Annotated in this window: 12 protein-coding genes; 10 read left to right on the top strand and 2 right to left on the bottom strand. The window is 61.3% G+C overall.

What is annotated here, in order from left to right; genetic code table 11:
• Positions 1 to 28 precede the first annotated feature (28 nt).
• From N5A92_RS16795 to N5A92_RS16780, 4 genes are all read left to right on the top strand, one after another.
• Complete coding sequence (locus tag N5A92_RS16795) at positions 29 to 712, top strand: FCD domain-containing protein (protein WP_260904827.1); 684 nt, start codon at positions 29 to 31, stop codon at positions 710 to 712.
• Between the two features lie 359 nt (positions 713 to 1,071).
• Positions 1,072 to 1,491: an AbrB family transcriptional regulator gene (locus N5A92_RS16790; RefSeq protein WP_260904826.1), complete on the top strand. Its 420-nt coding sequence runs from the start codon at positions 1,072 to 1,074 to the stop codon at positions 1,489 to 1,491.
• A gap of 4 nt (positions 1,492 to 1,495) precedes the next feature.
• On the top strand, positions 1,496 to 2,923 hold the full coding sequence (locus N5A92_RS16785) for an MmgE/PrpD family protein (protein WP_260904825.1): 1,428 nt from the start codon (positions 1,496 to 1,498) through the stop codon (positions 2,921 to 2,923).
• A 25-nt stretch (positions 2,924 to 2,948) separates the two neighbouring features.
• Positions 2,949 to 3,962, top strand: coding sequence for an amidohydrolase family protein (locus N5A92_RS16780; protein ID WP_260904824.1), 1,014 nt, complete (start codon positions 2,949 to 2,951; stop codon positions 3,960 to 3,962).
• Here N5A92_RS16780 and N5A92_RS16775 read toward each other — a convergent pair.
• Both N5A92_RS16775 and N5A92_RS16770 read right to left on the bottom strand, forming a co-directional pair.
• The gene (locus N5A92_RS16775; protein ID WP_260904822.1) at positions 3,959 to 4,930 is read right to left on the bottom strand and encodes a D-2-hydroxyacid dehydrogenase family protein; all 972 of its coding nucleotides are present in this window, start codon (positions 4,928 to 4,930) and stop codon (positions 3,959 to 3,961) included. The two genes, N5A92_RS16780 and N5A92_RS16775, sit on opposite strands and share 4 nt — an antisense overlap.
• The gene (locus N5A92_RS16770; protein WP_260904820.1) at positions 4,927 to 6,024 is read right to left on the bottom strand and encodes an AbrB family transcriptional regulator; all 1,098 of its coding nucleotides are present in this window, start codon (positions 6,022 to 6,024) and stop codon (positions 4,927 to 4,929) included. The genes N5A92_RS16775 and N5A92_RS16770 overlap by 4 nt, the downstream gene beginning before the upstream one ends.
• 49 nt (positions 6,025 to 6,073) lie before the next feature.
• Between N5A92_RS16770 and N5A92_RS16765 the strand changes: the two genes are divergently transcribed.
• The 6 genes from N5A92_RS16765 to N5A92_RS16740 all read left to right on the top strand — a co-directional run bounded on the left by N5A92_RS16765 (position 6,074) and on the right by N5A92_RS16740 (position 12,115).
• Positions 6,074 to 6,775, top strand: a complete 702-nt coding sequence (locus N5A92_RS16765; protein WP_260904818.1) for a GntR family transcriptional regulator — start codon at positions 6,074 to 6,076, stop codon at positions 6,773 to 6,775.
• Between the two features lie 42 nt (positions 6,776 to 6,817).
• Positions 6,818 to 7,690 carry an NAD(P)-dependent oxidoreductase gene (locus N5A92_RS16760; protein ID WP_260904816.1) on the top strand — a complete coding sequence of 291 codons (873 nt, stop codon included), beginning with the start codon at positions 6,818 to 6,820 and terminating at the stop codon, positions 7,688 to 7,690.
• Positions 7,691 to 7,769: 79 nt separating this feature from the next.
• Positions 7,770 to 8,696 (top strand): LysR substrate-binding domain-containing protein, encoded by a 927-nt coding sequence (locus N5A92_RS16755; RefSeq protein ID WP_260904815.1) that lies wholly within the window; start codon positions 7,770 to 7,772, stop codon positions 8,694 to 8,696.
• 145 nt (positions 8,697 to 8,841) lie between these two features.
• Positions 8,842 to 10,011, top strand: a complete 1,170-nt coding sequence (locus N5A92_RS16750) for an FAD-dependent monooxygenase (RefSeq protein WP_260904813.1) — start codon at positions 8,842 to 8,844, stop codon at positions 10,009 to 10,011.
• A gap of 46 nt (positions 10,012 to 10,057) precedes the next feature.
• The gene (locus N5A92_RS16745) at positions 10,058 to 10,876 is read left to right on the top strand and encodes an alpha/beta fold hydrolase (RefSeq protein WP_260904811.1); all 819 of its coding nucleotides are present in this window, start codon (positions 10,058 to 10,060) and stop codon (positions 10,874 to 10,876) included.
• A gap of 264 nt (positions 10,877 to 11,140) precedes the next feature.
• Positions 11,141 to 12,115, top strand: a complete 975-nt coding sequence (locus N5A92_RS16740; RefSeq protein WP_260904809.1) for a Bug family tripartite tricarboxylate transporter substrate binding protein — start codon at positions 11,141 to 11,143, stop codon at positions 12,113 to 12,115.
• The last annotated feature ends 26 nt before the right edge of the window (positions 12,116 to 12,141 follow it).

Below are 12,141 nucleotides of genomic sequence, written 5' to 3'. Positions count from 1 at the left end.
TCTCGGAAGTCCAGTTAAAACCGGTGTGATGAGGCAGTCCAATGATCCCTATGCCGGACTATCCGGCGAGACGATACGTCCGATCCAGACCCTGAGCCGGATTGCTTTGGAGGCGATTGAGCGTCTCATTGCCGATGGATCGCTTAAATCCGGTGATCGGGTTAACGAAAGTCATCTTGCAGAGCTCCTCGGTATCAGCCGAGGCCCCGTCCGTGAAGCCGTTCACAGCCTGGAACAGATGGGACTTCTTGTCAGCGTCACCAATAGGGGCATGTTCGTCCGGGCGCTCAGCCTGGAAGAGGCGCAGCACCTATATGAACTCCGCTCGGCCCTCGCTGGGTTGGCCGGTCGGCTGATCGCCGTCCGTGGGACCGACGAGGATATCAACACCCTGATCGCTCTCGTGCACGAGATGGATATGGCAGTGTCAAAGGACGATGCCGAAACCTACTTCCGGCTGAACCTTGATTTTCACGAAAAGCTGATCGGCGCGGCCGGTAATCCAGCGCTTCAGGCAACCTACCAGCGCATCGTGAAACAGCTTTTGCTGATGCGGCGCCGTGGACTGGTGCAGGCCCACAACATCCGTATTTCGAATGAAGAGCACCGTGTGATCGTCGACGCGCTGCGCATGCGCGACGCCGATGCAGCCGAAACGGCCATGCGCATCCACGTGGAGAACGGTTTCAAGCGGATTGCCGACGCAGGCTGATTGCTGCAAGGCGGGCTGCCGTGGAAGGCGATTTACCTGTATGGAGCAGTGGGTACTTGAGGAACTGTCAACAGTTAACTGTTGACAGATATATGTGGGCTCATCATTATGAAGTCCTAATGGAATCTCCCTACATGATGCTGCCTCTAGTACCAGCTCCTGCCTGTCGCCTCTTCGCGCCAATGCCTTGTTGCCGCATGGAGCGGCGCTGATGATTGCCACCTTGCGCGCCCAACCGGGGACGTACGGTTTCGCCGTCATCCTGGTGCCAGCTGCAATCGGTGGAGCGATCTGGTCCGCATCGGGTTTGCCTCTGGGTTGGCTGATGGGGGCCGCGCTCGTCACCGGGGGCCTATGCAATGACCGGTCGTCCGGTCGCTGTTCCGAAGCTGCCGCATCGTGCAGGGCTGGTCATGATCGGCTTGGCACAGATCATCGTGGGACTGGCGCTTGGCGCGCGCTTCGAGCGCCAGCGGCTGGCTTCGATCCCGCGAGCGATGGCGGCCGGCCTGGCGATACTGGCGCTCATCATGGCCGCGATGGCGGCCTTTGCGGCGCTGGCCGGAATGCTCATGCCGCAAGATCTGCCTTCGCTGATCCTCGCTTTTTCCATCGGCGGCATGGCCGAAATGGTTCTGACCGCAAAGGTGCTACATCGGGATATTGCGCTCGTTGCCGCTTTTCAGACGTTGCGCGGAGTGACTGTCAACGCGGTGGCCGGGGCCGTCTGGCAACGGCTCGGTCGCAAGTTTTTCAAGACTGACATGAGAGGAGACTGAACCGGTGTCTGCCCAGAACAACGCTTATGCCGAAATGCCGGGGAATACGCAGGTCACGGAAGAGGCTGCCCGCTTCATTGAAACGGTAACTTTCCATGGCATTCCCGAGGAAGCGATCCGCATCGGCAAGCGCTGCATGATCGATGCCTTCGGACTCTACGTCGCCGGGTCGGTAGAGCGATCGGTCCGGATACTTGCCGACGAGGCGCGGGAGTTCGGCGGGCGCGAGGATGCCCGACTTCTTGGCGGCGCGCAAAAGGTTCCCGCACCCATGGCCGCACGGGTTCTCGGGACCGCGGGCCACGCTCACGACTGGGATGACAGCCAGGTGAGCCACGATCCCGCCCACATCTACGGGCTTTTGACGCATCCCACGATCCCGCCGCTTACTGCAGCGCTGGTCATGGCGCAGAAGATGAAGCCCGTTTCGGGCCGCGACTTCATGCTGGCCTTCCTCACTGGGTTTGAGGTCGAGTGCAAGATCTCCGAATGGATGCTGCCCAGACACTACATGCAGGGAATGCATTCCAGCGGCACCGTGGGGCATTTTGGCGCCTACGCGGCGGCGGCTAAATTGTTGGGGCTGACTGGCGAAAAGCTGCACGCAGGCCTGGGGATCGCGGCGAGTTTCGCCGCCGGCATCCGCTGCAACTTCGGCACGATGACGAAACCGCTTCACGTCGGTCGCGCGGCCGAAAATGGTGTGACTGCCGCGCTGCTTGCGGCCCGAGGCTATACCGCGGATCCGGAGGCGCTCGATGGTCCTTGGGGTTTCATGGCTGTGCAGGGCGGCGGCGCCAGCCATGAGAAACTCTCGCAAGGCTTCGGCAAGACCTGGACCATCATGAACCCGGGCGTATCGATCAAACCCTATCCCTGCGGCGTGCTGACCCATCCGACTATCGACCTGATGCTGCGGCTGGTGAGGGAGGCCGACCTCGCCCCTGAGGACATCGAGGCCGTGATCGTCCATGCCGGGACCAATATCCTGAAGCCGATCCGCTACCCCATCGCGAAAAACCACCTGCAAGCCAAATTCTCGCTTCCCGCCGCTCTCGCGATGATCGCCCTGGAGCGGAAAGCGGGAAAACGCGAGTTTTCCGACGCATTCGTCGGCAGCGCGGCGATGCAGGACATGCAGCGCCGCATCTCCACCGAGTTCGATCCGGAGATCGAGGCTAAGGGTTTCGACAAGATGCGCTCGCGCATCACGATCCGCGTGAAATCGGGCGGCGAGGTCGCAGGCTGGGCCGACGAACGTTACCGTGGCGGACCGGAGAACCCGCTAACAGACGAGGAAGTCGAGGCCAAGCTGCGCTCCTGCTGCGAAGGCGTCCTTGACGAGATCGGTCAGGACAAGCTGATCGCGCGGAGCTGGGCCGTGCTCGACATGGACGACGCCGGCGCGATCGCCGACCTGCTCCAAGCTTGATCAACCAGCCCCGGGGAGGAGAGCAATGATCATCGATTGTCATGGACACTACACCACCGCGCCCGGCCAGCTTGTCGCCTGGCGCAACACCCAGATCGATGCGAAAGGGGACCGCTCGCGCATTGCGGAACCCGATGGGCCGGTGATCTCCGATGACGAGATACGCGAGAGCCTCCTCGGGGCGCAAATCCGCACCCAGCGGGAAAGGGGCATCGACCTCACGCTCTTTTCCCCACGCGCGGCGGCCATGGGGCAGCACATTGGCGATGAGGCCATGTCGCGGCATTGGAGCCGGATCTGCAACGACCTGATCCGACGGATCTGCGACCTCTTTCCGGATCATTTCGCGCCGGTCTGCCAACTGCCCCAGTCGCCCGGCCGCAAGCCGGAACGCGTCGTGCCGGAACTGCGTCGCTGCGTTGAGGAGATGGGGTTTGTCGGGTGCAATCTGAACCCTGACCCCGCTGGCGGCTATTGGACCGATCCGCCGATGACCGACCCGTGGTGGTTCCCCCTTTACGAAGTGCTGGAGGATCTTGATGTGCCCGCCATGATCCACGTCAGCGGGTCTTGCAATCCGAATTTCCAATATAGCGGCGCGCACTACATCAACGCCGACACTTCAGTTTTCATGCAGATCCTCGACAGCGATCTGTTCGATCGCTTCCCGCGGCTGAAGTTCATCATCCCGCATGGTGGCGGGGCCGTGCCTTTCCACTGGGGGCGCTACCGCGGTCTCGCGATGGACCGCGGCCGCAAGGAGCCGGCGCTGATGATGGGGCAGAACATGTTCTTCGATACCTGCGTCTATCACCAGCCGGGCATCAACCTGATGACTGAGGTCGTGCCGGTGGACAATGTACTCTTCGCTTCCGAGACATATGGGGCCGTGCGGGCGGTCGACCCGGAAACGGGCCACCAGTTCGATGACACGAAACGCTATATCGAGGCGAGCCCGCACCTGACCGATGCAGACCGCGCGAAGATCTTCGATGGCAACGCCCGGCGGGTGTTCACCCGGCTGAAATTGCCGGACTAGCCGAGCACCTCGGGGTTGATCAGGTTGATCGGCGCACCTTCGCAAAAGGCGTTCACCTGCTGGTAGATGTCGCTGAACTGCATATCGAGTTCGTCCTGCGTGACGAACCCGATATGCGGGGTGGGGATGATCTTGGCATGGGCGATCTGCGGGTCTTTGGGGTCCGTTACCGGTTCTCCGCGGAATACGTCGACAGCGGCGCGGCCGGGCCGCCCTGCATCGAGAGCGGCAATGAGAGCACCGTCCTCCACCAATCCCGCCCGTGCGGTGTTGACGAAAAGCGCGTCGGGCCGCATCCGGGCGAGGTCGGAACGGGTCACGATCTCGCGTGTTTCCGGGGTCAGCCGCAGGTGGACCGACACGACGTCTGGCTCGGCGAAGAAAGCCTCCCGGCTATTCGCCACGGTCTCGCCATCCGCGCTTGCGCGTGCACGACCGTCCTCGGACGCCCACCATACGATCTCCATTCCGAAGCTGCGGGCAAAGCCTGCCACGGCGCGCGCGATCCGCCCGTACCCATATAGCCCCAGGGTCCGTCCACGCAGGCTGCGCCCGACACCCGCCTGCCAGTGGCCGGCGCGAACGGAGGCGATCTGCTCTGGCAGATTCCGCATTGCCGCGAGCATCAGGGCAAAGGTCAGTTCAGCCGCGCCAAAGGAGAAGCTGTCCGAATGCAGGTTGGTGCAAAAGGCGATCCCGCGTTTGGTCAGTGCTGGCACATCCACATGCGGATAAGTGCCCCGCATTGACACGAGCCGCAGGTCCGGGAGCTTTTCGACAAGGCTTTCGGTGATTGCTGTCCGGTCGCGAAACAGCACCAAGGCCTCCGCGTTCTCGATGCAGCCGGCCAGCGCCTCCTCGTTTGGGGCGCGGTCCGTCCAGACCGTTACATCGTGATCGGCGAGCATCCCGAAACTGGGCAGATGGCGCAATGTGTCGTGATAGTCGTCGAGGATATGGACTTTCATTTGCCGCCTCCCGGTTCCGTGGCCGTTCTTTTTGACAGTCCGATCATCGCGCCCACCAAGGGCGCGCCGGCGATAATCAGAATCACGCGCAGCAGATGATGGACCACGACAAAGCCAAGATCCGCCCCGACAACGATGGCCAATACCGTCATTTCGGCCTGGCCGCCCGGGGCGAAGGCGAGAAAGCCGTCCAGCGGATCGGCAAAGCCCAGATGCACCACAATCCCGGTTACGATGAGCGCCAGAACGGCCAGGATCACGACATAGAGGGCGCCCGCAAGCACATCGCGGCGAATTTCGTATAGTGTAATCCCGACATAGCCGACGCCGACCCCGACGCCGATGAAGAACTGCGCCGCCTGAATCGCCAAGGCCGGTGGCCGCGCGTGAATCAGCCCGGTCAGCGACAGTAGGCCGGCGAGGATCAGCGGCCCGATGATCGTCGCTCCGAAAAGCCCGATCCGCTCGCCACCCTTCCAGCCGATAATTGCCGCGCCCGCCATGAGCGCCAATTCGACGATGGGAATGTCCGCCACCGGAGCCCCCGTCGGCCGGGTCAGCGGAACGTTGAACCCCACAGAGATGACGACAGGCGCGATCGTCACGATCAACAGGATCCGGGTCGCGTGAATGAGCGAGAGTGCCCGCAGGTTCGCGCCGGCTTCCTGTCCGAAAACGAGCATGTCCTGCAATCCGCCAGGCATCGCGGAATAGTAGGAGGTGGCGAGGTCGTATTTCAGCAGGCGGTGAAAGTAGGGGATGCCAACCGCTCCCATCACCGCGACATAGAGCGGGACAAATGCGATGGAGCCCAACATCTGCGGCAGCCGGGCCATGAGCTCGGGCGTTAAAGACGCTCCGACAGCCACGCCCAGCACCGTCCGCGCCAGTTTCGATGCAACCGGCAGGCTCGCAAGCGGCAGGCGCACCAACGCCGCAATGAGGCAGGCCGTCATGGCGCCGAAAAGAAAGGGCAGGGGGAGTTCGAACGCCCAGAAGAGCGCCGCGCCGGCCGCCGCGATCGCCAGTGTCAACAACCGGTGAACGTGGCTCGCTCGCGAAATGCTCTGGGAAATATCTGAATCTTGACGCATTGTATCCTTATGTATACTTCTGAATTCAGACAGGATGCAAGCGGTAACGATGAGCCCAGCCGACCGGAAAAAGGGAGACGGCGAGAAGCTGCAGGGGCAGGGCGCCTACGCGCAGCTTCTCGATGATATTCGCAGCGGACGGCTTCTTCCGGGCGTGCGACTTCGTGAGATCGAAATTGCAACGAGGCTCGGCATCAGCCGCACCCCCGTGCGTGAGGCTATCCGCCGGCTGGAGGCCGATGGGCTAGTCTCCTTCCTGCCGCGTATCGGCACCGTGGTGCGGCAGCTCAGCTACCCCGAGGTCATGGAGCTTTACGAAATGCGCTGGGTGCTCGAAGGCACGGCTGCACGTCTGGCCGCCCGTAGCGCCTCCGTGGTGGAAATCGAGGAACTGGCCGAGATCAATGCCGAGATGATCCGCGAAGGGCAGACACCGCAGGAATTGGTCACGCTTAATCGCCAGTTCCACAACACCCTGATTGCTGCAGCCCGCAACCGCTATCTGGTTCGGTCGGTCCGCGCGATCGAAACGACGCTGCTGATCCTTGGTCCCACTACCATGGAGGACCCGGCTCGCGTCAGTGCTGCGGTCGAAGAGCACCAAGCTGTAGTCGATGCGCTGCGCGGCCGGGACGAGGCTTCCGCCGAGGCGATGATGCGCGCCCACATTGAAAGCGCGCAGCGCACAAGGTTGCGGCAACTCAGGAGCCACGGGCAATTGATGGAGGGTGAGGGGGCCGATCAGGCATGATAACCGCGCCACGCCCTGCGCCCAGGAAGCGAGGAGGACAAGATGAGGATCGCATTTATCGGTTTTGGCGAGGCTGCCCGCGCGTTTTGCTATACGCTGCGGAATGCGGGTCACGCCGTGGACTTTTCCGCCTATGACATCGTCGACGCCGCCGAGATGCGGGAGGCGATGTCCGTGCGCGACGTTCGCCACGCAAGCTCGGCGGGGGACGCTGTCCGCGATGCCGACTGGATCATCAGCGCGGTGACTGCTGACCAGAGTCTTGCGGCTGCCGTTTCGGTCGCGCCTTATCTCGTGCAGGGGCAAGTCTTCATCGACATCAATTCGGTTTCGCCAGATCGCAAAGCAGAGACAGCGGAACGGATCGAGGCGCAGAGCGCGTCCTATCTCGACATGGCCGTCATGGCGCCGGTTCATCCCAAGGGCCATGCCACGCCCACGCTGATCGCCGGCACATGTGCCGCCACGATGGAGCCGGAACTGTCCGGTCATGGCTTTGCCTTTGATATCGTCGGCGACCGGGCCGGGCAGGCCACGGCCGTGAAGATGGTGCGTTCGCTCTTCGTCAAAGGACTGGAGGCCATCACCGTCGAATGTGCGCTCGCGGCCGCCACGTCCGGTGTCTACGACAGGGTCATCGGTTCATTGGAACGCAGCTATCCACAGTTCGACTGGACGGAGCATATCGCCTACGTATGCGAACGGACCTTGAACCACGGCAAGCGCCGGGCAGCGGAAATGCGCGAAAGCGCCGCTACTTTGGACGCACTCGGCCTGCGCGGAGGGCTGGCGCGAGAGATTGCCGAGGTTCAGGACAGAATGGGTGCGCTGCCAGCCACTCGCCTGCCCGAGGGAGACATCCGCACCTCGCTGCGCGACACGGCCGCCGCGCGAGGGGCCAGGCTCAAAAGCTGAAGGAGGGCTGTCTTTTCGCGACTGGCGCCTGACGTGGACAGAATTGCTAAGTTGAGCGTGGCGTTGCAGGGAGGCAACCATGGAACTGCGCCATCTGAGATATTTTGTTGCAGTCGCCGAAGAAGGCAGCATTACGCGCGCAGCGGAGCGTCTTGGAATTCAGCAGCCGCCGCTTGGTCAACAATTGAAGGCCTTGGAGGCCGAACTTGGCGTTCAGCTCTTTGACCGGGCACCCAAGCGTATTGCCCTCAATGCTGCCGGTCGGGTCTTCCTTGAAGAGGCACGAGCGATCCTCTCCCGGACACAGGAGGCGGTGGATCACATTCGCCGCTTCAACATGGGCGAGAGCGGAACGTTGTCAGTGGGCTTCACCAGTTCCGCTTCGTTGCATGCACTGACTCCGAGGCTGTTGGGCGCATTCCGGCAACTCTTCCCCCTGGTGCAGATCGCGGTTGAGGAGAGCGAGACTTATGAGTTGGTTCTCGCCTTGCAGAACAGCAGGATCGATGTCGCCTTTTCGCATGTTGCAACTGATGACTTCAAGAATCTGACGAGCCGGTCCCTCGGGCAGGAAGGAATGATCGTCGCGATGCCCATCGGTCATCCGCTGGCGCAATCGGGCGAAGGTCCGCTCGATATCCGGGCGTTGGCAGACGAGAAGATTGTCGTCTACCGGCGGCCTGATGGCCCCGGGATCTTTGACGGCATCCTGAAATGTCTCGATCAGGCAGGGATCCGCATTTCCATTTCGGATCAGGTCAGTCGGATGATCGCGGCGATCAACCTCGTCTCTGCCGGGCGCGGATTGACAATTGTTCCCGCCTCGATGGGAATCCTGCATCGCGCTTCGGTCCACTATCGTCCCTTGATAGGCGACGTCATTCCACCCCTGCCGCTCTATATCGCCTTTCGCACGAATGAGCGGCTCGCCCTGGTAAAGAAATTTGTCGAGGTCACCTCCGACATGACCAAGGATGCAGCGGACAGGAAAATGTCCACCGAATGAGGGCCGGTCGTCTTAGGAAAGGTTTTGGCTCGTCCAAACCACAATTGAAACTTATAAAGTTCTAACATAGTACATAATAGATATTTTACATATGCTTTCAGCCCAACTACCTTCCAGAGATAAATCGTCAAACTCTGGGGATCCGATGAGCAAGAAGAAGCTATCTATCGCAGTAGTTGGTGCCGGCATGGGAGGGCTGGCGGTCGCCGCCACGCTTCGTCAGGTTGGCGTTGAGGTGAACGTCTACGAACAGGCCGAACAGTTCCTGCGCGTCGGAGCCGGCATCCAGATGCTGCCTAACTCATCGCGTGTTTTGCGCGGGATCGGGGTCGAGGAGCGGCTCCGCAAAGTATCTTTCGAGCCTTATTCCCATTTGAACAGGGTTTGGGATACGGGCGAGATCAAGCGCGAGCTGCCGATGCCCGAAAGCCTTTACGGGGCGCCCTTCCTCTGCACACATCGCGCTGACCTGCATGAGGCGCTCTATTCCGTCCTGCCACCAGAGATGGTGCATCTGGGCAAGAAGCTCGTTGGGCTGGACCCGGTAGGTGATGGCGTTGAGCTCGGCTTCGCCGATGGCACGAAAGTTCGTGCCGATGCCGTGATCGGGGCGGATGGAGTCCATTCGCTCGTGCGCGACATCATCGTCGGTCCCGACGCGCCCTTGCACAAGGGGCGCATCGCCTATCGCGCTGTTTTGGAGGCCAGCCTGATGGACGGCGAGATCGCACCCTCGCGCACGAAATGGTGGGGCCCAGACCGGCATATCGTTATCTACTACACCACACCGAACCGCAGCCATCTCTATTTTGTCACGAGCGTACCGGAAGACGCAAAATGGATGACCAAGGAATCCTGGTCGGCCAAAGGTGATGTTGAAGAGCTGCGCGCCGCTTATGCAGGGTTCCATCCAGAAGTGCAGATGGTGCTGAATGCCTGCTCGGATTGCCACAAATGGGCCATTCTGGAGCGTGAACCCTTGCCGCATTGGAGCGACGGTCGTGTGGTGCTGCTGGGTGATGCCTGTCATCCGATGACCCCCTATATGGCCCAGGGGGCGGCAACCTCGATAGAGGACGCGGCAATCCTCGCCCGCTGCATTTCCGCGGTTGAAGGTGACGATATAGAGCGCGCCTTCCGCAATTATGAGGCAAATCGCAAGCCCCGCACATCGCGAATCCAGGCCATTTCGAGTGCGAATACCTGGATGTCCGGCGGCAATGACGATCCGACCTGGCTCTATGGCTACGATGCCTGGAACGTGCCGCTGGTCGACGCTTCCGAAGCAACAATGGCAGATGTGGCAAGTGTGTGAGACAAGTAGGCGCACGAGCCCGCTTCGCAAAGCCGGGAGATGAACAGTGAATGCAGAAATCACAACGGCAAACCTGCGTGACGGTGCGAAGATTACCTATCGCCGCTGGGGCGCTGGCAATTCCGGTGGGCGGATTCTGCTCGTTCATCCGTTGGCGCTGGACGGTTGCCTTTGGGAGCCGGTGGCGGCGTGGCTGGCGGCGGCACGGATGGATGTCATCGCACCGGACTGCCGCGGACATGGCCGATCCGAGCGGAGCCCGGGCCCTTACAGTGTCGAGCAATTCGCCGACGATCTGACCGATCTCATGGATCATGCCGGCTGGGCCAATGCCATAGTAGCCGGGTGCTCCATGGGGGGCTGCGTGGCGCAGGCCTTTGCCGGGGCCTATCCGCAGCGACTGCAAGGCCTGGTCCTCGTTGATACGACCAGCTGGTATGGGCCGGACGCCCAAGCTTCATGGGCCGAGCGCGCCACAAAGGCACGGACGGAAGGGCTGGCTTCGATGAGCGGCTTTCAGACAACACGCTGGTTCAGCGACGCTTATCGAGCCGACCATCCCGAACGCGTGGCTGAGGTGGTCGACATCTTCATTGCCAATCAACTGGAGTGCTATGCCGCGTCTTGTGCCATGCTCGGAGCGGCCGATCTTCGATCGGTCCTTCCCAGGATCAGGGTACCAGTTCAGGTCGTCGTCGGCGAAGATGACTACGCCACCCCGGTTGCAGCTTCGGAGTATCTGGCGCGGGAAATTCCCGGCGCGAGATTGATCATTCTGCCGCATGCTCGGCATCTGACCTTGGTGGAGCGGCCGGACAACATCGCTGCGGCGATTGCGGAGGTGACTGAAGCGAGCGTTTCATAGAGCGAAAAGGCTTTCGGCCGAACTGGGTCGGGACTGCAATACAGGTGAGGAGATGATGGCTTCGACCGAAACGGCACAGTTTGCCCTGACCCCATTCTCCGGTCATCGGGCCATCAGGGCTATAGGGGTGGGGTATCCGCAGCCGGTGTTCCAGGCTGGCGGATCCGAACAAAACAAAGCCGTGCCCTTTGAACGCTCGTCCAAATCCTTGGAGGCCAAGTTCGCGCAAAGTTCAGTGTCATGAAAACGAAAAGGGAGGAAAACATGTTCAAAAAGCAAATTGTCCGGCTTGCGAGAATTGCCGTTGCCATGGGGGCCATGATTGGCGGTCCTGCCGCCGCACAGGAATATCCTGTAAAGCCCATCCAGATGATCGTGCCGTTTGGCCAGGGCGGTGCAACTGATCAGGTTGCGCGATTGATGGCCGCGCCGCTTGAAGAAGCGCTTGGTCAACCGGTTGTCATCATAAACCAACCCGGCGCCGGCGGCGCGATCGGCCTGTCAAATCTTACCAAGGCACGGCCTGACGGCTATACGGTTGCGATCGGCTCGGACTCGACTCTTGGCGCACGACCTCTGATGTCTGAAACCGGGTATGACGCCGACAGCTTCACAATGATCGCGCGGCTCGTCCAGATTCCTTCTGGGGTCGCGGTGCGTGTAGACAGCCCCTATGAGACGCTGAATGATCTCGTCCAGGCCCTCAAGACCGAGCGCCTCGCCTATTCGGGCTCGGGCGTTGCCTCCGGGCCGCATCTTGCGATGGCGGTCTTCCTCGCGCAGCAAGGGGTGCAGGCAACATTCGTCAACTCCGACTCCAATCAGGACGGTTTGGTCAAGCTGCTCTCCGGTGAGGTCGATTTCCTGACCGGTGGCGGGTCGAACTTTCCTGCGCTCTTTGGCGAGGATGGTCAAAGTGACATCCGCGTCCTTGGCCTTGCCGCCGAGGAGCGCTGGTCCTTTATGCCGGACGTGCCGACCTATCGTGAGCAAGGCTTCGATTATGTGAATTCGCAGTGGTTCGGCCTAGTGGCCCCCGCGGGTGTTCCGCAGGAGATCGTCGATGAGCTCTCCAGCAAGATCAAGGCTATGGTCGAAACCCCCGAGTTCTCGCAGCGACTTGAAGGGTTCTTTTTCAATGCCGCCTATCTCGGCCCAACGGAGATGGACGGGCTGGTGAAGGAAGACATGCAGAATGTGCGTCCCGTCCTCGCGGAGATTGGGCTGTTAAAAAACTGACCCCGTTCCCGCACGCTGCTCGCGTC

The organism is Chelativorans salis (assembly GCF_025336525.1).
In the GTDB taxonomy this organism is placed as follows: Bacteria; Pseudomonadota; Alphaproteobacteria; order Rhizobiales; family Rhizobiaceae; genus Chelativorans; species Chelativorans salis.
Note: the sequence above shows the minus strand (reverse complement) of the source record. Positions and strands in the feature narration are given on the sequence as shown.